The 23,503-nt window shown below is 52.2% G+C and carries 19 protein-coding genes; 9 read left to right on the forward strand and 10 right to left on the reverse strand.

Annotation, left to right across the window (positions count from 1 at the left end; all coding sequences use genetic code 11):
* Positions 1–5: 5 nt before the first annotated feature.
* The 4 genes from G549_RS0101120 to G549_RS0101135 are packed head-to-tail and all read left to right on the forward strand — an operon-like array spanning position 6 to position 3,582.
* Positions 6–791 carry an ABC transporter ATP-binding protein gene (locus tag G549_RS0101120; protein ID WP_036220734.1) on the forward strand — a complete coding sequence of 262 codons (786 nt, stop codon included), beginning with the start codon at positions 6–8 and terminating at the stop codon, positions 789–791.
* Positions 781–1,680, forward strand: coding sequence for an ABC transporter permease (locus G549_RS0101125; RefSeq protein WP_027833485.1), 900 nt, complete (start codon positions 781–783; stop codon positions 1,678–1,680). The genes G549_RS0101120 and G549_RS0101125 overlap by 11 nt, the downstream gene beginning before the upstream one ends.
* Entirely contained in the window at positions 1,677–2,540 is an 864-nt protein-coding gene (locus tag G549_RS0101130; protein WP_027833486.1) for an ABC transporter permease, read from the forward strand. Before G549_RS0101125 ends, G549_RS0101130 begins: the two co-directional genes overlap by 4 nt.
* A 49-nt stretch (positions 2,541–2,589) precedes the next feature.
* The gene (locus G549_RS0101135) at positions 2,590–3,582 is read left to right on the forward strand and encodes an ABC transporter substrate-binding protein (RefSeq protein ID WP_027833487.1); all 993 of its coding nucleotides are present in this window, start codon (positions 2,590–2,592) and stop codon (positions 3,580–3,582) included.
* A gap of 87 nt (positions 3,583–3,669) precedes the next feature.
* On the opposite strand, the gene G549_RS0101140 is transcribed toward G549_RS0101135, so the two are convergent.
* The 7 genes from G549_RS0101140 to G549_RS0101175 form a co-directional block, all read right to left on the reverse strand.
* On the reverse strand, positions 3,670–4,704 hold the full coding sequence (locus G549_RS0101140) for a TRAP transporter substrate-binding protein (protein ID WP_084633822.1): 1,035 nt from the start codon (positions 4,702–4,704) through the stop codon (positions 3,670–3,672).
* 186 nt (positions 4,705–4,890) lie between these two features.
* Complete coding sequence (locus tag G549_RS0101150; RefSeq protein ID WP_027833490.1) at positions 4,891–5,838, reverse strand: carbon-nitrogen hydrolase family protein; 948 nt, start codon at positions 5,836–5,838, stop codon at positions 4,891–4,893.
* Between the two features lie 289 nt (positions 5,839–6,127).
* Positions 6,128–7,876: a SulP family inorganic anion transporter gene (locus G549_RS0101155; RefSeq protein ID WP_027833491.1), complete on the reverse strand. Its 1,749-nt coding sequence runs from the start codon at positions 7,874–7,876 to the stop codon at positions 6,128–6,130.
* A 28-nt stretch (positions 7,877–7,904) separates the two neighbouring features.
* Positions 7,905–8,249 carry a protein tyrosine phosphatase family protein gene (locus tag G549_RS0101160; protein WP_027833492.1) on the reverse strand — a complete coding sequence of 115 codons (345 nt, stop codon included), beginning with the start codon at positions 8,247–8,249 and terminating at the stop codon, positions 7,905–7,907.
* A gap of 10 nt (positions 8,250–8,259) precedes the next feature.
* A complete protein-coding gene (locus G549_RS0101165; RefSeq protein ID WP_051213090.1) occupies positions 8,260–9,159 on the reverse strand; it encodes an MBL fold metallo-hydrolase in 900 nt (299 codons plus the stop codon).
* A 14-nt stretch (positions 9,160–9,173) separates the two neighbouring features.
* Entirely contained in the window at positions 9,174–9,617 is a 444-nt protein-coding gene (locus G549_RS0101170) for a DUF6691 family protein (protein WP_027833494.1), read from the reverse strand.
* A gap of 1 nt (position 9,618) precedes the next feature.
* Entirely contained in the window at positions 9,619–10,047 is a 429-nt protein-coding gene (locus G549_RS0101175; RefSeq protein WP_027833495.1) for a YeeE/YedE family protein, read from the reverse strand.
* Between the two features lie 159 nt (positions 10,048–10,206).
* On the opposite strand from G549_RS0101175, the gene G549_RS0101180 reads away from it, so the two are divergent.
* From G549_RS0101180 to panC, 3 genes are all read left to right on the forward strand, one after another.
* Positions 10,207–10,527 carry an ArsR/SmtB family transcription factor gene (locus G549_RS0101180; RefSeq protein WP_036220740.1) on the forward strand — a complete coding sequence of 107 codons (321 nt, stop codon included), beginning with the start codon at positions 10,207–10,209 and terminating at the stop codon, positions 10,525–10,527.
* Positions 10,528–10,628: 101 nt separating this feature from the next.
* A complete protein-coding gene (gene panB, locus G549_RS0101185) occupies positions 10,629–11,456 on the forward strand; it encodes a 3-methyl-2-oxobutanoate hydroxymethyltransferase (RefSeq protein ID WP_027833497.1) in 828 nt (275 codons plus the stop codon).
* A gap of 3 nt (positions 11,457–11,459) precedes the next feature.
* Positions 11,460–12,296 (forward strand): pantoate--beta-alanine ligase, encoded by an 837-nt coding sequence (gene panC, locus G549_RS0101190; protein WP_027833498.1) that lies wholly within the window; start codon positions 11,460–11,462, stop codon positions 12,294–12,296.
* A gap of 28 nt (positions 12,297–12,324) precedes the next feature.
* Here the strand turns inward: panC and G549_RS0101195 are convergent, their stop codons facing one another.
* The gene (locus G549_RS0101195; protein ID WP_036220743.1) at positions 12,325–14,190 is read right to left on the reverse strand and encodes an ABC transporter ATP-binding protein; all 1,866 of its coding nucleotides are present in this window, start codon (positions 14,188–14,190) and stop codon (positions 12,325–12,327) included.
* Between the two features lie 56 nt (positions 14,191–14,246).
* On the reverse strand, positions 14,247–15,989 hold the full coding sequence (locus G549_RS0101200) for an ABC transporter ATP-binding protein (RefSeq protein WP_246778322.1): 1,743 nt from the start codon (positions 15,987–15,989) through the stop codon (positions 14,247–14,249).
* A gap of 286 nt (positions 15,990–16,275) precedes the next feature.
* On the opposite strand from G549_RS0101200, the gene pepN reads away from it, so the two are divergent.
* Positions 16,276–18,918: an aminopeptidase N gene (pepN, locus tag G549_RS0101205; RefSeq protein WP_027833501.1), complete on the forward strand. Its 2,643-nt coding sequence runs from the start codon at positions 16,276–16,278 to the stop codon at positions 18,916–18,918.
* Positions 18,919–19,370: 452 nt separating this feature from the next.
* Entirely contained in the window at positions 19,371–20,621 is a 1,251-nt protein-coding gene (locus G549_RS0101210; RefSeq protein WP_162889260.1) for a sensor histidine kinase, read from the forward strand.
* Positions 20,622–20,624: 3 nt separating this feature from the next.
* On the opposite strand, the gene G549_RS18445 is transcribed toward G549_RS0101210, so the two are convergent.
* On the reverse strand, positions 20,625–23,501 hold the full coding sequence (locus tag G549_RS18445; protein ID WP_051213093.1) for a bifunctional [glutamine synthetase] adenylyltransferase/[glutamine synthetase]-adenylyl-L-tyrosine phosphorylase: 2,877 nt from the start codon (positions 23,499–23,501) through the stop codon (positions 20,625–20,627).
* Positions 23,502–23,503 lie beyond the last annotated feature (2 nt).

Below are 23,503 nucleotides of genomic sequence, written 5' to 3' on the forward strand. Positions count from 1 at the left end.
GAATAATGGAGCAGAACACAGTAATCCAGACACAGAATCTGGACCTCACCTTTGAAACCAATGATGGCCCGGTTCATGCCCTAAAAGGAATTGATCTGAGCATTGATCGGGGCGAATTTGTCTCATTTATCGGCCCTTCCGGGTGCGGCAAGACCACGCTTTTGCGGGTGATTGCGGATTTGGAAAAGCCCACGGGCGGCTCCATTGAAGTCAATGGCATGACGCCTGAAGAGGCGCGGATGAAGCGGGCTTATGGCTATGTGTTTCAATCGGCAGCGCTTTATCCATGGCGGACCATTGGCGACAATATCGCCTTGCCGCTTGAGGTGATGGGCGTTGACAAAGCCAAGCGCGAAGAGCTGGTGAAAAAGAACCTTGAATTGGTCAATCTTGATGGATTTGCCAACAAGTTTCCATGGCAGCTTTCGGGCGGCATGCAGCAGCGTGCCTCCATCGCCCGGGCGCTGAGCTTTGATCCGGATATGTTGTTGATGGACGAACCCTTCGGCGCGCTCGATGAAATCGTGCGGGATTATCTCAACGAGCAATTGTTGGATCTTTGGGCCAAAACAAAAAAGACCGTGGTGTTTGTGACCCACTCGATCCCTGAGGCGGTGTTCCTGTCCACCAAGATTGTGGTGATGAGCCCCCGTCCGGGCCGAATACACGAGATTATCGACTGTGATTTGGGGGACAATCGCACATTGGATATTCGCGAAACCCCGCGTTTCATCGAAATTGCACATCAGGTGCGCGAAGGCCTAAAGCTGGGGCATGCCGATGACACATGATCGAGAGGGATTTTCCGCTTTTTTACATGATCGGTTAATCCCGATCGGTACGGTGCTCATTGGCATTTTCATGCTGTGGTATGTGTTCACGGTGGTGCTCAACGCGCCCTTTGAACGCGATCAGGCTGCACGGGCGGACACCGAAATTTCAACCACCCAGCTCATCGCCAACACCATGGCGCAAAAGCGACCCATTTTGCCTGCGCCGCATCAAGTGGCCGTGGAGATTTGGGAAACAACCGTTGAAAAGAAAATCACGTCTAAACGTTCATTGGTTTATCATACGTGGGTGACGCTCTCTTCAACTTTGCTGGGTTTTGCCATGGGCACTGTGCTCGGCATTTTACTGGCCGTCGGCATCGTTCATTCGCGGGTTTTGGACAAGAGTTTGATGCCGTGGATCATCACCTCACAAACCATCCCCATTTTGGCCATCGCGCCGATGGTGATTGTGGTGTTGAACGCGATTGGTATTTCGGGGCTCTTACCCAAAGCGGTGATCTCCATGTATCTGTCGTTCTTCCCGGTGGCTGTGGGCATGGTGAAAGGGCTTCGCTCGCCCGAAGTGATGCATTTGGACCTGATGCACACCTATAATGCCAGCCGATCCCAGGTGTTTTGGAAGCTACGTTGGCCTGCTTCAGTGCCGTTTCTGTTCACGTCGATGAAGGTTGCAGTCGCAATCTCATTGGTCGGCGCGATTGTGGGTGAATTGCCCACTGGTGCATCGGCAGGCTTGGGCGCGCGGCTTTTGTCTGGCTCTTATTACGGCCAAACAATTCAAATCTGGTCAGCGCTCATTGCAGCCTCTTTATTGGCCGCCGCTTTGGTGATGGTTGTTGATGTTATTGGTCGCACAGTGACCCGACGCATGGGGATGGCAGCATGAATATGACTTGGATTATTGTCGCGCTAGCTTTCTGGATTGCCACTTGGGCGATCAACCAAAAGCTGGCCAAAATGCGCTTCGACGACAACACCGTGCAAACCAGCGTGGATATTTTCATCCCCATTCTATTTGGCGCAGCTTTGCTGATGCTGTGGGAAGGATTTTGTCGCGGGTTTAACGTGCCAACCGTGTTGTTGCCGCCGCCATCTATGATTTGGGGCCGGATCACCAACTCAGTGGATATTTTGTGGGCTGACTTTCAGCAAACCTATTTGAAGGCTGTTCTTGCTGGATATGCCATTGGCTGCGGTTCAGGCTTTGTTGCCGCTATCATTGTGGACCGCATCCCGTTTTTGCGCAAAGGCCTGTTGCCCGTGGGCAATTTGGTGGCCGCATTACCGATTGTAGGCATGGCCCCCATTATGGTGATGTGGTTCGGCTTTGACTGGCCGTCAAAAGCCGCCATCGTGGTGATCATGACCTTCTTCCCCATGTTGGTGAACACGGTCTCTGGCTTGGCCGCCACAGGTCACATCGAACGGGATTTGATGCACACTTACGCCTCAAACTACTGGCAGACGCTGCTCAAAGTGCGCCTGCCTGCGGCGATGCCGTTTATTTTTAATGCGCTTAAAATCAATTCCACATTGGCATTGATTGGCGCGATTGTTGCCGAGTTTTTCGGCACACCGATTGTTGGCATGGGTTTCCGCATCTCCACCGAGGTGGGGCGGATGAATGTTGACATGGTCTGGGCTGAGATTTTTGTCGCGGCTCTCGCCGGCTCCCTCTCCTATGGGCTTCTTGCCTTGCTGGAACGGGCAGTCACTTTTTGGCACCCTTCCTATCGGACAAAATAATAATAACAACCGATTTGGAATTTATAGAGGACTTTGAAGAGGAAACAGGATGAAAAAAACACTCGCACTGACTTTAGGGCTGGCAACCAGCCTTATGGCCGCAACAACAGGCTTGGCACAAGACAAGCTTACGCTGCAGCTCAAATGGGTCACGCAAGCCCAATTTGCCGGATATTATGTTGCACAGGACAAAGGCTATTATGATGAAGCTGGTCTTGATGTGGAAATCAAGGCAGGCGGTCCAGATATTGCGCCACCACAAGTGATTGCTGGCGGCGGCGCTGACGTGATCGTTGACTGGATGCCATCTGCTTTGGCTTCACGCGAAAAAGGCGTGCCTTTGGTCAATATCGCCCAACCTTTCAAACGCTCCGGCATGATGCTGACTTGCTTGAAAGAAACCGGCATCAAATCACCAGACGATTTCCCCGGCAGAACGCTTGGCGTGTGGTTCTTTGGCAATGAATATCCATTCCTATCTTGGATGAGCCAGTTGGGGCTACCGACTGACGGCAGCGAAGGCGGTGTGACCGTTTTGAAGCAAGGCTTTAACGTAGATCCATTGTTGCAAAAACAAGCCGATTGCGTATCCACAATGACCTACAATGAATATTGGCAGATCATTGACGCAGGCATTTCTGAAGATGAATTGGTGACCTTCAAATATGAAAATGCGGGCGTTGCCACGTTGGAAGATGGCCTATACGTGCTGGAAGAAGACCTTGATGATCCAGAAATGGTCGACAAGTTCGCGCGGTTTGTTGAAGCCTCAATGAAGGGCTGGAAATACGCGGAAGAGAACCCAGACGAAGCTGCTGACATCGTGCTAGAAAATGATGATACTGGCGCTCAAACTGAAGAGCACCAGCGTCGCATGATGCGCGAAGTTTCTAAGCTGACTGCGGGCACAGATGGCAGTTTGGATGAAGACGATTATAACCGCACAGTGGCTACATTGTTGGCTGGCGGTTCTGATCCGGTGATTTCAGCGCCACCTAAAAATGCGTGGACATCAATTGTGACCGATAAAATCGGCATGTAAGCCATATCGTTCACGATCGTAAAAAAAAGCGCGGCTCTTTTCACAAGGAGCCGCGCTTTTCTATTTGAGCATCAAATGCGCAATTGATTATTGATTGTGCGCCGCAATCGCATCCTTTGCCGATTGCAACAATGCCTCACCCTCGATACCGGCCTTATTGGCCTCATCAACCCAGCGGGTAATAACAGGCTTCAACGCTTGTTCAAAAGCATCTGTCTGCGCTTGTTCCAAAACGATGTGTTCGTTGCCCGCCGCGGTGGCCTGCTCGATACCTTCAATATCGTTTTCCGCCCAAACCTGGCCCAATTGCGCGAGCCATTCGGGACCAGAATGATCTTTAAAGATCTGCTGAATATCCTCCGGCAAGCTATCCCATTTGCCCTTATTCATCGACATTTGGAACACCAATGTGCCGAAGCGGGTTTGGTCTGCGCCTTCAATTTGATATTGGGTTTGCTGTTCCAGCTTCAGTGAAGGGATAATCTCAAACGGTACAAAAGCCGCATCAACTGTCTTTTTCGACAAGGCTTGCGGCAAACTTGGCACTGGCATCGCGACGGGCGCGGCATCCAGCGCTTCAATGGTCCACGCGCCTGTGCGTGATGGCGTGCGGATTTTCAACCCCGCCACATCTGCCGGAGTGCGCACGTCCTTGTCGACAGTGTGCAAGCCATTGCCCTGGTGCACATGCAAAAACATGACCTCAAGGCCTTTATATTCTTCGCGCAAGTGATCTTCAAACAGATCATGCATGGCCAAATTGGTGGCGGCTGGATCGTTGCGGTGCACGAAGGGCAATTCAAACACTTCCGTGCGTGGGAAAAGGCCAGCGGTATAGCCATTCACGGTCCACACGATATCGACAACCCCATCACGGGCCTGGCCAACCAACTCAGGTGGTGTACCGCCCAGTGACATTGAGGGGTAGATTTCGATCTCAACGCGGCCATCAGAGGCCTTTTCAATTGCTTCAGCCCATGGCGCAACTGTTTCCAGATGCGACGGGGTTTGTGGCCCCAAAAAGTGATGCAATTTGAAATTATACTCGGCCGCGAATGAAGCAGAGCTTACAAGCAAACCTGTGGCAAGGCCAAGCATAGCGGCGATTTTTGGGGTGTTCATCTCAGGTTATCCTTTCCGGTTTCAGTTCCAACTGAAACAATTTGAGGGACATACTGGGCTTTCGCCCGATTGGGCGCACCATTCACAATTTAGATGCAACAAGCAACTGCTAAATGCGCGGTATGGCCGAAAGTTGACGCACCAATTCGAGACCAAAACGTTGTGGCAGGCGTTGGTGCGCCTGCCCTATTCGGTGAAATGAACGGTCGATTGTCGTTCCCGATTAATCTCAAGGCGGGTTACGTCGGGGCGTGCATAATGGCCAGCCACATCAAAGTTTTGTCGCGCTTCACGCACCATCCGATGGTCCAGCTCGACGCAGAACAGCCCCTCTTGTTCAGTTTGTGGGGACAGCAGCCAATCGCCATTGGGCGCCGCAACCGCGGAGCCGCCATTGGCAAAATAGTTGGGCGCATTTTCCATCATCAGCTCATAGACGGGTAGATCGTTGGGCATATCTGATGGGCGCATAATACCTGACGCCGACACGACGAAAGACCGCCCTTCCAGTGCAACAAATCGAGTGATGTCCTGCGTTAAACCGTTGGAGCCTGGCCACACGGCAATGCGCAGATCTTCGCCCTGACCGTAAAGCGCCGCACGAGCCAAGGGCAGCCAGTTTTCATAGCAATTCAGCCCGCCCAGAGTGAACGCGTTCAATTGATGGGTGCGCAAACCATGACCATCGCCCTGCGCCCAGACCAAACGTTCTTCGTAAGTGGGTTGCAGCTTACGATGGACCGAACCGACTTCGCCTGTCTTATCGATGTAAACCAGTGTGCAATAAAGACTGTGGCCGCCTCTGTCTGGCGCGCGTTCCATCACCCCAAGATAGGTTGCGATTTGATGCTCTGCGCATAGTATTGCCAGCGGGGCCAAATCACCGCGCTCAATCACCACACCTTGATCGAGATAATGGGCATACATTTGTTTTTGCAGCGGCGAATTAAACCGCGCGCCTTCGGTGCGTTCCACCCAAAATGGGTAACCCGGCACCAAGGCCTCACCAAACACAACCAGATCGGATTTTTCCTCGTCCGCCTGCCGAATAAAGTCGGCGACTTTTTGCAAGGTGGCGTCGCGATTTAGCCAAACCGGTGCGATTTGCGCGATGGCGACTTTAAGCTCGTTCATTTTCAATCCCCACTTTTTTACACAATGTGGGCAAGGGAAAATGTGACGGTCAATGAGAAATGCAAAAGCCACACTTGGCTTAAAGTGTGGCTAGTTTGCGTTTCGCAGGGCGAGATCAGCAGGAGTGCTGGGTATCTTTAAGTTAATGTCCTGCCACTCGCCGCTACGAAGTTTAGCAAGGGCATTATCACCCTATTATAGAGGCGTTGACGAATATATTCCGCGAAGGGCCGCATTTGAACTAATTGAATCAATCAACTAGGGAAAATTGCGCCAGTTACAACCTCAACTACTTTGCTGCGGTGACGCCGTTTGGCGGCATGCAGGTGTGCGGCGCCAAAGCGCGATAGGCGTGATATTGGGACAAGAACACTTCGCCGGTCAGGTGTTGCAAAAAGTCGGACTTTTCCAGCTTGTCCATCACCGGGCCTTTGACTTCACTAAAGTGCAACTTCACATCCAAATTGGCCAAACGCTCATTGATCGCTTCAAGACTTTCCAGTGCGGACATATCGATTTCGTTGACCGCCGGACACATCAAAATCACATGTTTAAGGTCTTTATTTTGGGCAACAAGATCATAAACCTTATCTTCCAAGAACCGAGCATTGGCAAAATAGAGCGATTGATCGACCCGCAGCGAAAGCACTTCCTTTGAGGTGATGACATCGTGGCGATCGACATTGCGGAAATGCTCGGTGCCTTCCACACGCCCCACAATGGCGGTGTGTGGTTTTGATGTTTTGTACAAATGGATGGCGATTGAGGTAATCACACCCGCTGTCACACCAAATTCGACCCCCCAAATCAGCGTAATGGCCATGGTTGCGGCAACGGCGGCGAAGTCGGCCTTGGAGTAGCGCCAGGTACGCCCCAGGATCGAAAAGTCGACCAAGCTGAGCACGGCCACAATGATGGTGGCGGCCAACACTGCTTTGGGCAGATAGAACAGAAAGGGTGTGAGGAAAAAAGTGGCCAGCGCAATACCAACAGCTGTGAAAGCCCCTGCAGCAGGCGTTTGCGCCCCAGCGTCAAAGTTTACGACCGAACGGGCAAAGCCGCCAGTGACCGGATAGCCACCGCCGAAGGCGGAGGCCAAGTTGGAAGCGCCCAGGCCCACCAACTCTTGGTCCGGATCAATGCGTTGACGGCGTTTGGCCGCCAAAGTTTGCGCCACGCTGACCGATTCAACAAAGCCAATAACCGAGATTAAGGCTGCTGATCCTGCCAAGGCAAAGACCAACTCTAAGTCGAACGCGGGTAAGGCCAGCGCGGGCAAACCTTGCGGCACGCTGCCCACCAACGCGACGCCTTGTGAATCCAGTTGAAATGCTGCGGCAATGGCAATGCTGATGGCAACAGCAAATACCGGGCCGGTTTTGGCCAAAATGTCAGCCAAACGCTTGCCGAGGCCTAGTTTGATCAGAAGCGGTTTGAGCCCTTTGCGGACCCAAAACAAGAATAAGGCGGCGGGGATGCCTATTGCGGCGGTGATCCAATTAATCTCCCCCACATGGGCGACCAAGGAGGTTATCAAGTCCAACAAATTATGCCCGTGGGCATCCACGCCAAACACGTGTTTGAGCTGACTGGTCGCTATGATGATACCAGAGGCGGTGATGAAGCCGGCGATGACCGGATGGGAAAGGAAATTCGCAAGAAAACCCATCCGGAATAGGCCCAACGCCAGCAACATCACGCCTGAAATGAACGCCAATAAGATTGCAGCAGCCGCATATTCAGCCGTTCCTTGCAAGGCAAGTTTGCCCACAGCGGCAGCAGTCATCAAGGAAATCACTGCCACAGGACCAACTGCCAAGGTGCGTGACGAACCAAAAAGCGCATAAGCGACCAAGGGCAAGATGGATGCATAAAGCCCCATTTGCGGCGGCAGCCCGGCCAACAAGGCATAAGCCAAGGATTGCGGGATCAACATGATGGTCACGATGATCGCGGCGATCATATCCGCCGTGAAAATCTCGCCATTATAGGTTTTTCCCCAATCAAAGACGGGCAGCTTTTTGATGCGATCAAGCATTGGCATTCACTTTCAACTCAAAGAAAAATTAGCGGTTTGCGCGAGACTCGTCGTCGAGTTCCCATAAAGCGTGGGCGCGCATACCAGAGCGGCAATATCCCAAAATCGGCTTTGGCAGCTCGTTGAATGCCTTAGCAAATTTGTCCACATCATCGCCGCAGGCCTGGCCGGGTTTGATCGGCACATGTGCGGCTTTGATGCCCACAGCTTCGGCCTGTTTTTGCAGGTCCGAAAATTGTGGCTGGTTGCCTTCTTCATTGTCAGGACGTGCGCAAATCAAAGATTTGATGCCGTGATCTGCCAGGACTTGCAGGTCGGAAAAGCCCACTTGGCCTGAAATGAAATAGTCTTTGTTGATCTGTTTCAGTTGCATCGGTTTTCTCCTATTTCAACTTGTTGACGGGCACTTTGAGGTACACGTGACCATCATCATCTTTTGGCGGCATTTTGCCCGCGCGCATGTTCACTTGAAGTGATGGGATGATCAGCTTTGGCATATCCAGCGACGCGTCGCGCTCTTCGCGCATTTTGACAAACTCATCTTCTGAGATTCCGTCTTTGACGTGGATATTGTGCTCACGCTCCTCTTTCACAGAGGTTTCCCACTCAATGTCGCGGCCGTTTGGACCGTAATCGTGGCACATGAAAAGACGAGTCTCGTCAGGCAGTTGCAGCACCCGTTTCACGGAACGATAGAGGGTCCGGGCGTCGCCACCGGGGAAGTCTGCGCGAGCGGAACCTCCATCTGGCATAAACAAGGTGTCGCCCACAAAAGCGGCATCGCCAATGGTGTGGGTCATACATGCCGGCGTGTGGCCGGGTGTGTGCATGACATAGGCGGTCAGTTCGCCAATTTTATAGCTGTCGCCATCCTTAAAGAGCTTGTCGAACTGGCTGCCATCGCGCTGAAACTCGGTGCCTTCGTTGAAGACTTTGCCGAATGTGTCCTGCACAATGGTGATGTTTTCACCAATGCCCAACTTGCCGCCAACTTTCGATTGAATATATGGCGCTGCTGACAAGTGGTCTGCGTGGACGTGGGTTTCGATCAACCATTCCACTTCAAGACCTTCATCCTGCACATATTTGATGATGCGATCTGCGCCATCATAAGTGATGTGACCTGCTGCATAATCAATGTCCATGACGCTATCGACAATGGCGCATTTTTTGCTGTTCGGGTCCTGAACCACATATGAAATCGTGTTGGTTGGTTCATCAAAGAACGGTGTCACGATCGGTTTTTGCTCAAGATCGGGTGTAAATGGGAGAGCTTGTGTCATTTATATTCTCCTAGTTAATTCGAGTTACGTACGGTTTGCGCGAAGGTGGCGCGTGACCGCAAAAACTTTGCGAAAATGATGCCGCCAATCATGGCTGCAACGAAAATGAAAGGTTCAGGCAAACCAAGGCCGAGCGCCGGGATGGACCCGCCTGGGCAGTAGCCTGTTAAGCCCCAACCGATGCCAAATACTGTGGCGCCGCCAATAAGGGGCAAATCGATTTGCTTGGCTTGGGGCAGACTGAACACTTCAGCCCAAACTGGTTTTGGCCGTTTCAGCACAAAGAAATAGCCCACAACGGTGACCAACCAGGCCGAAATCATCACCAGCAAGAGGCTTGGGTCCCAATTGCCTGCAACATCAAAGAAGTTGAGGACTTTGGCGGGATTGGCCATGCCAGACAGGGCGATGCCCATGCCGAAAACCAAGCCGATGGCGTAAAATGAAATCAAACGCATCTTAGAACACCCCCAAAATGTGACGCACCACATAAACGGTGATGAAGGTTGAAAGCATGAAGGTGGCCGTGGCCGCGATGGAGCGAATGGAAAAGCGCGCCATGCCGCAAACGCCGTGCCCTGATGTGCAGCCTGAGCCGTAATTGACGCCGATACCGACGATCACACCGCCTAGGATCATTGCCCAAACTGGCACTGGGTTTTGAAAATCAACCGGGGTGCCTGAGATCAAAAAGATCGCAAGTGGCCCGGAAATTGCGCCAAGCAAAAAGGCAGCTCTCCACCCTTTATCGGCTGAGAATGGCGGCAAAAGACCCGCCAAAATCCCAGTCATGCCTGCGATGCGCCCATGCAATCCCATGAGCAACACAGATGCGATGCCAATCAGCCCGCCGCCTATTATGGCTTCAACTGGCGTAAATTCAGTCATATATACGTACCCTATCGTTCGTTTATTCTATTTGTGTCATCTCACATATTGGTATATAAGCAAACTCTAATATATTGCAAGTCCTGATTTTCATAAAATTTGAATTTGCGGAATTGAAAAAATTTGTTAAAAAACAACAACAGTTTAAGGGAAATAGTTGTGAGTGCACCGAGCGAGTTTGAACTTTTGCAAGAACGGGCAACCGAGGCCTCGGAGCTTCTGTCGGCAATGTCCAGCCCCAAACGCCTCTTGATTTTGTGCAAGCTGGTGGAAGACGAAATGTCTGTGCTGGATTTGGCAGGGGAAGTTGACCTGTCCCAGCCTGCGCTTTCGCAACATTTGGCAAAATTGCGCAATCTCAAACTGGTCAAAACACGGCGCGACGGCAATGTGATCTATTATTCCCTTGCCTCAGGCGAGGTTGAAGCGGTGTTGTATACGCTCTATGGCATCTATTGTGGCCCGGACAGCGTGGCCTAACCAAAGGCCTAATTGATTTATCCTTTGCGAAGCGCCAAAGTGCGCTCAAATTCGTCAGTGCGGACTGAATGTTGCAGCGCGACCCACAAAAGGACCCGCAAATGAGTGCCAATTCCAAATTCAAAACACCAAGCGGCCATGCGCTGAAGGCGCAAAAGGGACAAGACCCTATTGTTTGCCTCACCGCCTATACGACGCCTATGGCGCGGCTGGTGGATAAGCATTGCGATGTGGTGCTGGTGGGCGACAGTGTGGGCATGGTGCTGCACGGCTTTGAAAGCACGCTCAGCGTCACCATGGACATGATGATCATGCACGGACAAGCGGTGCGCCGCGGCGTGGACCAGGCGCTGCTGGTGGTGGATATGCCGTTCGGCTCTTATGAGCATAATAAAGAGCAGGCGTTTGAAAATGCAGCGCAGCTGATGCGCAAAACAGGGTGTGAAGCGGTGAAACTTGAGGGCGGCGCGCATATGGCGGAGACGATCGCCTATCTCACCCAGCGCGGCATTCCGGTGATGGGCCACATTGGCCTCACCCCGCAATCTGTGAAAGCGATGGGCGGCTATTCGGTGCAAGGTCGTGGCGATGACCACAAACGCATCATGGAAGATGCCAAGGCTGTTGAAGACGCGGGTGCCTTTGCCATCGTGTTGGAAATGGTTACGCAGCCTTTGGCTGATGAGATCACCAAACTCGTTGGCGTGCCGACCATCGGCATCGGTGCCTCTGTTAATTGCGACGGCCAGATTTTAGTTGTCGATGATCTATTGGGCCTATTTTCCAGCTTTAAACCCAAATTCGTCAAACGCTATGCAGAGTTGGCAGACGAAGCCGACGCAGCGATCGAACATTATGCCCGCGAAGTGCGTGCACGCAGCTTCCCCACAGATGCGCATGTTTATGCCGCCAAGGCTAAAAAGAGCTAGCGCATGCAGATTGTTCGGACCGTCAAAGAGCTCCGTGCTGTGCAAAAAGACTGGCACGCGCGCGGCAATGTCATCGGCTTTGTGCCGACAATGGGTGCGCTGCATAAAGGGCATCTCAGCTTGGCAAAGGCTGCACAAGCGCAAAGCGATAAAGTGATTGTGTCAATCTTTGTCAATCCGACGCAATTTAACGACCCTAAAGACCTGCAAGCCTATCCCCGCACGGAGCAATCCGATCTTGAACAGCTCGACCCGTTAGGCGTTGACCTTGTTTATCTGCCCAGTGCTGATGAAATGTATGGCCAAGGATTTGCCACCAAAGTGAGTGTGGAAGGTTTGACCGACTGCCTTTGTGGGGCATCGCGGCCAGGCCATTTTGACGGCGTGGCCACTGTGGTCAGCAAACTGTTTTTGCAAACGGGAGCAGACAAAGCCTTTTTTGGTGAAAAAGACTTCCAGCAATTGCAGGTCATTCGTCGAGTGGTGGCAGATCTCAATATCGATATTGATGTCATTGGCTGCCCAACGATGCGCGAGCATGATGGGTTGGCCATGTCATCGCGCAATATGCGTTTGAGCGATGAAGGGCGACGGATTGCGCTACAACTACATCAAATCATGCAACAGAGCGCCGAGGCGATAAAGGGTGGCACGCCCATGGAAAAGGCAATGTCGACCGCTAAATCGGAACTGGCTGACGCAGGATTTGGCAAAGTGGATTATTTTGAAGTGCGGGAGCTGGAAAATCTCGAACTGGCCACCAATCTGGATCGACCAGCCCGTTTGTTCGCCGCCGTGTTCTTGGAAGATGTGCGCTTGATTGATAATATTCAGATATAAAAAAGGCGGTGTCTCCACCGCCTTTTTGTTATGCTGATTTTTCGTTTTCCTCATCACCATAATCAATGAAGCCGCCGGACTGGCGTTTCCACAGAGACGCATAGTGACCGTTTTGCTCGAGCAACTCGGCGTGGGTGCCGTCTTCAATGATTTTGCCTTGATCCATCACGATCAACCGATCCAACTCCGCGATGGTGGATAGGCGGTGGGCGATGGCAATCACGGTTTTGTTTTCCATCAATTGATGCAGTTGCTCCTGAATGGCGGCTTCCACTTCACTGTCCAAAGCCGAAGTGGCTTCATCCATGATCAGGATCGGCGCATCCTTGAGCAACACGCGGGCAATGGCGACACGCTGGCGCTGGCCGCCAGAGAGCTTCACACCACGTTCGCCCACATGGGCGTCATATCCGCGACGGCCCTGCGGATCGACCAAATCGAGGATAAACTCGTGGGCTTTCGCCTTTTTGGCCGCAGCAATCATCATTTCTTCAGTGGCATCCGGACGACCATAAAGCAGGTTTTCGCGCACCGACCGATGCAACAATGACGTATCTTGTGTCACCATCGCCAATTGCTCGCGCAATGTGTCCTGCTGCACTTCCGAAATGTCTTTGCCATCAATCATGATGGTGCCCCGCTCCACATCATAAAACCGCAGCAAGATGTTCACCAATGTCGACTTACCGGCACCGGAGCGCCCCACAAGCCCAACTTTTTGGCCCTGTGGTATATGCAGATTCAAATTGGTGATGATGCCTTTTTCAGCACCATAATTGAAGGTGACATTGTTGAATTTGATGTCGCCATCCACTTTGCCAATCGGCTTTGCCCCTTTTTTATCGGAGACCAAGCGCGGCAAGGAGATGGAGTTAATCCCATCCTGCACCGTACCTATATTTTCGAACAGCGCTGACATTTCCCACATGATCCAGTGAGACATGCCCCAAATCCGCAGCACAATGCCGATGCCGATGGCAACAGGGCCCGGCGTCATTACACCGTTGAGCCACAAATAGATGCCCATTGCGCCCACCGAAAACAGCAAAAGCGAGTTCAGCCCATCAATAATGATGTCGAGGCTGGCACCCAAACGCATCTGTTTATAAACGGTTTGCAAAAACCCATCCATGCCGTCGCGGGCATAGCTTGCCTCACGACCCGAATGAGAAAACAGTTTCACGGTCGCGATGTTTGTGTAGCTGTCCACAATGCGCCCTGTCATAACAGAGCGAGCATCCGCCTGCTTTTGCGATACGTCGCGCATGCGCGGCACGAAATAGCGCATAACGGTGATATAGACGACCAACCAAACCGCAAAGGGTGCCATCAGCCGCCAATCAGCGCTGGCCATCACAAATAAGATGCCGATGAAATAAACCGAGATGTAAACCAGGATATCCAAAATCTTCATAACGGTTTCGCGCACCGCCAACGAAGTTTGCATCAGTTTGGTGGCAATACGACCAGCAAATTCATCCTGAAAATAGGTCATGGATTGGCGGATCAAATAGCCATGCACATCCCAGCGAATGCGCATCGGGAAGTTACCGAGCAATGTCTGGTGCATCACAAAGGATGAGAACGCCGCTGTGGCAGGTTTAATCACCAAGATGATTGCCGCCATCATCAACAATGTCGGCCACTCATCTTGCAAAAATGTCTCAGGATTGGAGGTCGACAACCAATCAATCACATTGCCCAAAAAGCCGAACAGCGCCACTTCCAGAATGGCCAAAATGGCAGCGCCGAGCGCCATGAGCACAAGCCAAAGCTCCAGCCCTTTTGAATAGTGCCGACAAAACGCCACGAGCGTTTTAGGCGGCAGCTGCGGTTCTTTGGCTGGAAACGGTTCGACCCGCCGCTCAAACCAATCAAATATTCTTCTTATCATTATTCTCGACCTTTTTAGAAAGATTATTCTTTCTATATTCTAGCTGTTATTAGATTTCAAGAGCTGGGGATTGCGGGATCAGCGCCTTCCATATTGGCAAAACCACCCGATTGACGACGCCAGAGTGATGCATAATGACCATTGGCTTTCAGCAGTTCCTCATGCGTGCCCTCTTCCACGATACGTCCCTGATCCATCACCAACAGCCGATCCATTGCAGCGATCGTGCTCAAGCGGTGCGCAATCGCGATAACCGTTTTATTGGTCATCAAATGTTGCAGCTGTTCCTGGATGGCCGCTTCCACTTCACTGTCCAGTGCGGAAGTTGCTTCGTCCAAAATCAGGATGGGCGCATCCTTGAGCAACACCCGGGCAATGGCGATACGTTGACGTTGGCCACCAGAGAGTTTGACGCCGCGTTCACCGACGCGGGCATCATATCCCTTGTTGCCGTTTTCATCTTCCAAACCCAAAATCACATCGTGGATCTTGGCCTGCTTGGCGGCGGCAATCATGTCCTCATCGCTGGCATAGGGGCGGCCATATTTGATATTTTCGCCCACAGAACGGTGCAGCAAAGAGGTGTCTTGCGACACAAAGCCGATGGCGCGCCGCAGACTATCCTGCGTCACATGATCAATACGATGACCATCGATCTTGATCTCACCAGCCTGCGCATCAAACAGCCGCAACAACAAATTGACCAAGGTGGATTTGCCCGCGCCAGAGCGACCAATCAGCCCGATCTTTTCCCCTGCTTTGATGGTGAGGTTCAGATTTTCGATGACACGCGGCTTGTCCTTCACCTTGTCGGAATCATAGGCAAAGTGAACCTGATTGAACTCGATCTGCGCGTTTTCGGCCTCTAGCTCTGGTGCGTCCTCATCGTCCAGCATGGTGATGGGACGGGCGATGGTATCCATACCGTCTTGCACATTGCCAATGTCGCGAAACACACCTGAGGCAACATCGAGAATCCAGCCCGAAATGTTCACAGTTTGCCAAATAAAGGGAATGATGGTCGCGAGTTTACCCGGCGACAAATCACCATTATTCCAAAAGATTATAGCCATATAGCCTGCCCCAACCATCAACAGGGCGTTGATGACATAAAGCAAGCTCCACATTTGTGTGAACTCACGCATGAGCCGGTGCAGCACTTTGGTGTGGCTCTTAACCGACCCAGCAACATATTCATCCTCAAACTTGCTCGATGCAAAGGTTTTGAGGGTTTGAATGTTGGTATAGCAATCCACGATCCGCCCGGTCACAACCGAACGGGCATCGGAGTTTTCCTTCGAGCGGCGCGCAATGCGCGGCAGGAAGAACACCATGATCGCGGCATAGGCAACAAGCCAAATCAAAAGAGGCACGATGAAAATCGGCTCAACTTCGGCCAACACTGTGATGGCCACAATCAAGAAAATGATCATGTACCAAACAGAGTCGATCACCTGCATGGCGCTATCGACTAAGGAGTTACCCGTTTCCATGATTTTGTTGGCAATACGCCCAGCAAAGTCACGCTGGAAATAGGACCAACTTTGGCGCACCACATGCCAGTGGCTCTGCCACCGAGTCCGCGCCATCATGGGCGGAAAGATCGTGTGAAACTGAAGCAAAGCGCTCAGGATGAAAGACGCCGGGCGCGCCAATATCACCAAAGCGAAAGCAAGCAGCATCATGCCGTGGGTCGCAAATACGTTGCCGGGTGTGCCATTGGTCGTTAGCTCCACCAATTGCCCTAAAAACACAGGAATCATGGCGTCGATGGTGGCGCCAACTGCGACCAAAGCCATTTTGGCCGCCAAACCCCAGCGGAATTGCGTTAAGAAATAAATATAGAAATCCTTCACCCCTTGCGGTGGGTGCGGATTTTTTGCAAGCTCGGTCGGCGGATAAATCCGCTCGAACCAATTAAAAATAGAATTTAACATGGTGAACCTTTAAGATTAGGCGCTAGGCAATTGCGACCCAGCCGTTCAGAATATCGCCAAACACGATTCGTGGCTGTTGCCTTCATGCAACAGTGCGACAAAATGTTCCATTATTGAGCATCGCCCCACCCACAACCGGATAAGAAACATGCGCAGCGAAGAGCAAAAAAACGTTTATTTAGAAGACTATAAGCCGAGCGATTACCTTATTCCGAAAACGGAGATGTGGATCGACTTCGCCCCCGAACGAACACGTATCACGACAGATTTGCACATCGAACGCCGTGCTGGTGCCGCAGAAGACGCGCCGCTTGAGCTGGATGGCGAGCACATCGAATTGGTCTCGATTGCCATTGGCGACGAGGTTTTGGGCGCTGGTCAATATGAGCTGAGTGACAAAGGCCTCGTGCTGCTGGCCCCGCCCGAGAGCTTTGTGCTGAGCACAGTTGTGGACGTTGAACCAGAGAAAAATAAAAGCCTTGAAGGGCTTTACCGCTCTTCGGGCAACTGGTGCACCCAATGCGAAGCTGAAGGGTTTCGGCGCATCACCTATTTCCTGGATCGCCCTGATGTCATGTCGGTGTTCACCGTAAAGATGGTGGCTGACAAAGATCTGGCGCCTGTGCTGCTATCCAACGGCAATCCGGTTGATCGCGGTGAGATGAGCAACAATCGGCATTTTGCCGAATGGCACGACCCGCACCCGAAGCCGAGCTATTTGTTTGCGATGGTGGCGGGCAACCTCGATCATATCTCAGAAAAGTTCACCACAAAATCCGGCAAAAAAGTTGATCTCAACATCTATGCCGAACCGGGCAAGGCTGAACTTTGCACCTATGCCATGGATGCGCTTGTCCGCTCCATGAAATGGGACGAAGACAGGTTTGGCTGTGAATATGATTTGGACGTTTTCAACATTGTTGCCGTGAGCGATTTTAATGCCGGCGCCATGGAAAACAAAGGCCTGAACATTTTCAATGACCGCTTTGTTTTGGCTGATCCTGCCACGGCGACCGACGAAGATTATGCCCTTATCGAGCGCATTATCGCCCATGAATATTTCCACAATTATACCGGCAACAGAGTCACTTGTCGCGACTGGTTCCAATTGTGCTTGAAAGAGGGCCTGACCGTTTTCCGCGATCAAGAGTTTTCCTCGGATGAACGTTTCCGGGATGTGGAGCGCATCGATGATGTGAAGGGTTTGCGCCAGTCTCAATTTATCGAAGATAGCGGCCCCCTCGCCCATCCGCCGCGCCCGAGCCAATATGAGCAGATCGATAATTTCTATACGACGACTGTTTATGAAAAAGGCGCCGAAGTGGTGCGCATGTTGATGACCTTGCTGGGCAAGGAAACCTTTCATAAGGGCGTCGATTTATATTTGGACCGCCATGATGGAGATGCGGCAACCATCGAACAGTTTATCAAATGCTTTGAGGATGTGAGCGAGCGCGATCTGAGCCAGTTCCAGAAATGGTATACGCAGGCGGGTCGTCCAGAGGTGACCTATAGCAGCGCCTATGATGCGGACGAGAAAGTGCTCACGCTTAACCTCACGCAAAATGTGCCTTCCACGCCAGGGGACAGTGAAAAGTCGCCCATGGTGCTGCCGATCAAGTTTGGTTTGGTTTCAAGCAATGGCGAAGACTTGTCATGGGAGCGCGCGGAAGGCGCTGAAGTCCATGACGATTTGATCGTGCTGGATCAAAGTGAAGCGAGCATCACGATTCATGGCGTTTCAAGCGCGCCCGTATTGTCGCTGTTTAGAGAGTTTTCGGCGCCCGTTTCGGTGCAAACGCGTGCGCCGCTTGAGGAAGACTTACATCGCGCGAGATTGGATGGCGATCCCTTCAACCGTTGGGAAAGCCTGCAATCGGCCATCTTGAATATTGTAACGCCATCTATGGCGCAAGACGGGCCAAATCTGGATGAAGACAACCTCGAAAAGGTTGCGTCCGCCCTGAGCCAAACACTGGAAAGCCAGGAGCTTTCTCCCTCGTTCAAGGCACTTTGCTTAAAACTGCCGACCTACCAGGATTTTGCCCAACGGCTGGGCAAGAACATCCACCCGGAACGCATTAAGCAAGTGAGACGCCAAGCGGTGCAATTGGTGGCAAACAGCCTACGTGGTCAGCTGGTCACGCTATATTCTGCTGTAAAACTGCCTGAGACGTACAAGCCGGACGCAAAACAGTCTGGCTTGCGTGCCCTGCGCATTCAATCGTTGGCACTGCTCGCGGCATTAGAGGACAAGCAGATTTTTGAAATGGTGGAAAGCCATTACCAAGCGGCACAAAATATGACGGATCGGCAGGCGGCCTTGGCGATCATTTGTGCATACGCGCCGGAACGCGCCGAAGAACTGCTCGAGCACTTTAAGGCAAACTATGCAGAGCCGATGACGGTTTATGATAAGTGGCTCGGCCTGAGTGCATCAATTGACGACAACCGCGCAATTGATCGGATCAAGATGTTGATGGAAGACGAACGGTTCTCACTTGAGACCCCCAACAGGGTGCGCTCACTCGTGGGCAGTTTCATTCAAGGCAATCCGACCCAGTTCGCGCGCGAAGATGGCGCGGGCTTCGACCTCGTCGCCGACACGATTTTGAAAATCGACAAGTTCAACCCGCAGGTCGCGGGCCGTTTTGCGGTGGCGTTCAGAATTTGGCGGAATTACGAATCAAATCGCCAAAATGCCGCCCGGAAGGCGCTTGAAAGAATGAAAGATGAGGAAAGCATTTCGCCAAACCTATCTGAAATGGTGAACAAAACATTAGCGGGCTAAAATATTTTCCCCGATAAGTGATTCAAAAGACTCACGGTTTTTACAAGGGCAAAATTTGCCTACTCTAAAGGGGTCGACAAGGCCCCTTTTTTTGATTCAAATTGGTTCTATCGAAGGGCAATTTGATGCTCTTTGGGGGCACTTTTTAAAATCTTTGGAGAGTTCAAATGTTGTCGATGGAGACATCCGACGCAGTCGGGACAGGATTCTTTAATAAGCTTTACAAGCGATTGAAAAACCTGAAAAAGAGATCTTCTGCTGCCTTTGGACATCCGCACAAAAACACCAAATCTTTGCTCACTGAAGCTGGCACAAAGAAAGTGATTGCGCCCCCTCCTCACACCGCAATTCGTCCCCCAAAATCTCTCGTTCCAACAACGAGAAAACTCGCGCTGGCATGGTTTATTGCCGTGCTCGGCGCGGTATTTTTTACCAACGGGATGGGCGTTGGCATGCAGTTGTTTGCGGTGGGCACATTGAGCGCCCTCGGCGGCATCGCTCTTTTGCGGATGAGTGCGCAAGATGAGCGGCAGCAACTCGAATATTTAATGCGCATTCACGAAACCAATGAGGACAAAGAGCTGTTGCGGGCGTTGAACAATTTGCCCCACGGCATCGCCTATTGGGATCGCGACGGCAATTTGCTCTGGCACAACCACGCCTACCGCGACATGATGGGCCTTTCAACCGGCACCAAATTGCGTGGCCGTAAGTTCACCAACATCATGTCGATGGCCGCAAATCCCAACCGGTTTGAAACTGTTTGCGACATGGAAGATCACCGCATTGCCACGGCGGCATGCCTGGATGGCCGACATATTCGCATCGAAGATATTGCCCAAGCCAAGCGCAATTTTGTGACCATCATCACCGACATTTCCGAAGAAGTGCGGGCAAAGCACGACAATAATTCACTGGAAAAAGAACGGCAAAAACTGATCCGCCAGTGCACTGCAGACAAATTGGCTGCAGAAGCCGCCAGCCGCTCCAAAACATCTTTCTTGGCGCATCTAAGCCACGATATGCGCACCCCCCTCAACCACATCATCGGATTTGCTGACCTGGTGCAGCATGAGCCATTCGGTCCGCTTGGCGACAAGCGCTATATTGGTTATCTCGGTGACATCAAGAGATCCGGCGAAGCATTGCTGGACTCATTTGCCGCCATTCTTCAGCTTTCTGAACTTGAATCCGGCCAAACCGCACAAAACGAAGAACCACTGGCTGTTGATGATTTGTTGAAGTCACAAACCGCAAAATATAAAGCCCGCGCCGACCGTATCGGTGTTGAGTTTGTTGATTTTGCCAGTGCCAATGGCAGTGTGTTTGCGGACAAGAACCTTATGGGCCGCATGCTGGGCAATATTTTGGACAATGCAGTAAAGTTTACGCCCAAAGGCGGCAAGATCGCCGTCAATTCATGGGATGGGGCCGACGGCATCATCATCGAAGTGACTGATACGGGGATCGGTATTCCCCACGAACGCATGGCTTTGCTCAACCAACCATTTGTTCTGGGTGAAGCGGCCTTCGCGAAAGAACAGAATTCACTTGGCTTAGGCATCTCCACTGCTCGCGCCATCGCTGAACTAAGTGGCGGACGCATTCATATCGACAGCGCGGTGGGCATCGGCACCACCGTGTTGATCAGCCTGCCAAAATATGAAGTCGTTGCTGAAACTGCACTTGATCACGTGGCCTAAGGGCTAAACCACAAACTGTTCCATCAATTGACGCACGCGCTGTTGCTTTGCCTTCAAATCTGTTTCCAATGCCTCCAATGAGGGGAAGTGGGTTACACGGATCAAAAGCTCTCTAAAACCTTCACTCCACGTGTCCACCTTCAATGGATCATTGAGACATGCGCTCATTAATTGCAGGACCGCGCTATATTCGGCGTGAATCTCTTTAAGCTCCACCGCTTCAGGCAAGAGTTCTGTTTCCGAAAGCCGCTCAAATACCCGCGCCGGAGGTGCTTGTGGCACGTCTAACTGATCACCAAAAGCCAGTTGCGCGAATTGGGCGATAAACTCCAAATCAATAACCCCGCCGATGGCCAGTTTAAGATCCCAAGTGGACTTGGCTTGGCGGTCCTTTTCAATGCGGCCGCGCATATCCCACACATCTTTAACCAGCTGATCTTTGTCGCGTGGGGCAATGAGTGCGTCTGATATCACTGTGTGTATCCGATCGCCCAGATCGCCGTCGGCAAAAACCACACGAGCGCGGGACAGCGCCATGTGCTCCCACGTCCACGCCTGTTCATGTTGATAGCGATCAAAGCCAGCAAAGCTGGTGGCCAATGGTCCGGCATTGCCGGATGGACGCAGGCGCATATCCGTCTCATAAAGCACGCCCTCCGCTGTCGGCGCTGAAAGCGCAGCGACGAGGCGCTGGGTCAGACGGGTGAAATAGTGGGGCGTTTCCAACGGACGCTGACCATCAGACCCTTCAGTTCCTTTTGGCGCGTCATAGAGCAAAATGAAGTCAAGATCAGACGTCGCGGACATTTCAGCACTTGCCAATTTGCCGAAGGCCAGCAGCGCCACCTGCGCACCGGGCACTTTGCCGTGCTTATACTCAAACTCCTTACGCACGCCCTCAAACAGCCATTCCATCAGGTTTTGCGCCAGCGCGGAAAATTGTTCGGTGGCTTGTTCCGGCGTCACCGTACCCGCGATAAGCCCGGCACTGGTCAGGAAGATCTGCTCCTGGCCAAAAATGCGTGAGCGATCGATCAGGTCTTCATAGTTGCGGGCCTCACCCAAAAAGTCATTGGCCTTTTGGGTCAATGCAGCAACGGTGGGGATTTCGTCATAAAAGGCAGGATCAATCAACCCATCAACAATATGCACGCGCCGCAAGATTGCGTCGGTCATGCGCGGCGCCGATGCCATAAAATCGACCAGCAAATGGCGCAAACGTTCATTGTTGCGCAGCAGCGCGAAAAGCTGCACGCCAGCGGGCAATTTGGACAAGAAGATATCAAATCGATTTAGCGCCTCATCGGCGTTGCGGGCATTGGACAAAGACTGCAAAAGATGCGGCACCAGCGCCGTCAGGTTCTGTCGCGCCTTATCGGCCCGCGTGGCGGCATAGCTGGCATAATGCCATTTTTTGATCGTGGTGATGGCGCTGCTGGGGTCACGAAAACCCATGTCCGACAGGGCCTGCCACGTGTCTGGATCGTCGTCGCTGCCGGTGAAAACCAGCTTTTGCACCAATTGCTCGTCGCCATCATCGGAGAACAACTCACCATAATGACCAACCACCCGCACCAGACAATCTTGGTAGGCGGATTTAAACGACGACACATCTTCGAAATTCATCAAAGAGGCAATCGGGGCAATGGCTTGATCATTCTCTCCCAATTGGTGGGTTTGCTCATCACGCAGCATTTGCACCCGATTTTCAACGGCGCGCAAAAACCAATAGTTTTTCTCCAACTCATCTGCGATGGTCTTGGATATCCAATTGCAACTCGCCAACGCCTCGAGCGTGTCGCCAGTTGATCTGGTCCGCAATCCGGGTTCGCGACCGCCTGCGATAAGCTGTTGGGTTTGGGCGAAGAACTCAATCTCGCGAATACCGCCAAAGCCGAGCTTGACGTTGTGGCCATATACCTCGCGACCAACAATGTTTTTGGCGACATTGATCTGGCGCTTGATGGCCCGAATATCGTCAATGGTCGCGTAATCGAGATGTTTGCGCCAGATAAAGGGGGTGAGTTCTGCCAAAAAGGCGTCGCCTGCCTCAAGATCACCCGCGCATGGTCGCGCCTTGATCCATGCTGCACGCTCCCAGTTTTGCCCCCGGCTTTCGTAATAGGTCATCGCGGCGCGGGTGGAAATAATCGCTGGCGTTGAACCGGGATCGGGCCGCAGGCGAAGGTCCGTGCGGAACACATAACCATGCTCGTCGCGATCCTGCATCAACGCCACCAATTGCCGCACAATTTTCTCATAGATGCGCCCGTGACGCGGATCTTCAATAATCGGTGAGCGATCGGGATCGAAGAAAACAACAATATCAATGTCAGAAGAATAGTTGAGCTCAAGGCCACCGTGCTTGCCCAAAGCGAAAATACAAATGCCAAGCTGGCTGGAGGGGCGCTTGTCTTTAGTGAGTTCAAACTTGCCCTGCTCTGCCAAATCGCGGGCCAGAAAATCTAGGATCGCATCTAAAGCGCGATCAGCAAACAAAGCGAGCGCACTGGTTGTTGTCGATGTGCGTGTCGCCTGCCCGATTTCAGCCAGTGCAGCAATCAGCGCCAGCCGGCGCTTGTTCTGCCGCAATGCGCGGGAAAGTTCGTGTTCATCGAGCGTTTGGCCGAGTTGATCGGTGTCGGCAAGCAAATCCTTGATGGTTTGGTCGAAGGGTTCTGCCAAAGCGGTCACCAGCCACTCGGCTTCCTGATGGGCGCAATCCAGCAAAAATGGCGAGGCCGCAAACACTGGCGCCAAAAATGCTTTCACATCAGCACTTAGATCGGCACCATGTGCATCTTGCCAGGTGTCGAATTCTTCCGCAGAGCCAACATTGAAGCGAAGGGGTTTCAATTCGGCCATCAGCGGTTTGGACATAT

The sequence above is a fragment of the Maritalea myrionectae DSM 19524 genome, assembly GCF_000423365.1.
Lineage (GTDB): Bacteria > Pseudomonadota > Alphaproteobacteria > Rhizobiales > Devosiaceae > Maritalea > Maritalea myrionectae.

What these genes read in the sequence shown, in the direction of transcription:
- G549_RS0101120 (WP_036220734.1), top strand. Translation starts at nt 6, where the DNA reads ATGGAGCAGAACACAGTAATCCAGACACAGAATCTGGACCTCACCTTT.
- G549_RS0101125 (WP_027833485.1), top strand. Translation starts at nt 781, where the DNA reads ATGACACATGATCGAGAGGGATTTTCCGCTTTTTTACATGATCGGTTA.
- G549_RS0101130 (WP_027833486.1), top strand. Translation starts at nt 1,677, where the DNA reads ATGAATATGACTTGGATTATTGTCGCGCTAGCTTTCTGGATTGCCACT.
- G549_RS0101135 (WP_027833487.1), top strand. Translation starts at nt 2,590, where the DNA reads ATGAAAAAAACACTCGCACTGACTTTAGGGCTGGCAACCAGCCTTATG.
- G549_RS0101140 (WP_084633822.1), bottom strand. Translation starts at nt 4,704, where the DNA reads ATGAACACCCCAAAAATCGCCGCTATGCTTGGCCTTGCCACAGGTTTG.
- G549_RS0101150 (WP_027833490.1), bottom strand. Translation starts at nt 5,838, where the DNA reads ATGAACGAGCTTAAAGTCGCCATCGCGCAAATCGCACCGGTTTGGCTA.
- G549_RS0101155 (WP_027833491.1), bottom strand. Translation starts at nt 7,876, where the DNA reads ATGCTTGATCGCATCAAAAAGCTGCCCGTCTTTGATTGGGGAAAAACC.
- G549_RS0101160 (WP_027833492.1), bottom strand. Translation starts at nt 8,249, where the DNA reads ATGCAACTGAAACAGATCAACAAAGACTATTTCATTTCAGGCCAAGTG.
- G549_RS0101165 (WP_051213090.1), bottom strand. Translation starts at nt 9,159, where the DNA reads ATGACACAAGCTCTCCCATTTACACCCGATCTTGAGCAAAAACCGATC.
- G549_RS0101170 (WP_027833494.1), bottom strand. Translation starts at nt 9,617, where the DNA reads ATGCGTTTGATTTCATTTTACGCCATCGGCTTGGTTTTCGGCATGGGC.
- G549_RS0101175 (WP_027833495.1), bottom strand. Translation starts at nt 10,047, where the DNA reads ATGACTGAATTTACGCCAGTTGAAGCCATAATAGGCGGCGGGCTGATT.
- panB (WP_027833497.1), top strand. Translation starts at nt 10,629, where the DNA reads ATGAGTGCCAATTCCAAATTCAAAACACCAAGCGGCCATGCGCTGAAG.
- panC (WP_027833498.1), top strand. Translation starts at nt 11,460, where the DNA reads ATGCAGATTGTTCGGACCGTCAAAGAGCTCCGTGCTGTGCAAAAAGAC.
- G549_RS0101195 (WP_036220743.1), bottom strand. Translation starts at nt 14,190, where the DNA reads ATGATAAGAAGAATATTTGATTGGTTTGAGCGGCGGGTCGAACCGTTT.
- G549_RS0101200 (WP_246778322.1), bottom strand. Translation starts at nt 15,989, where the DNA reads ATGGCTTTGGTCGCAGTTGGCGCCACCATCGACGCCATGATTCCTGTG.
- pepN (WP_027833501.1), top strand. Translation starts at nt 16,276, where the DNA reads ATGCGCAGCGAAGAGCAAAAAAACGTTTATTTAGAAGACTATAAGCCG.
- G549_RS0101210 (WP_162889260.1), top strand. Translation starts at nt 19,371, where the DNA reads ATGCAGTTGTTTGCGGTGGGCACATTGAGCGCCCTCGGCGGCATCGCT.
- G549_RS18445 (WP_051213093.1), bottom strand. Translation starts at nt 23,501, where the DNA reads ATGTCCAAACCGCTGATGGCCGAATTGAAACCCCTTCGCTTCAATGTT.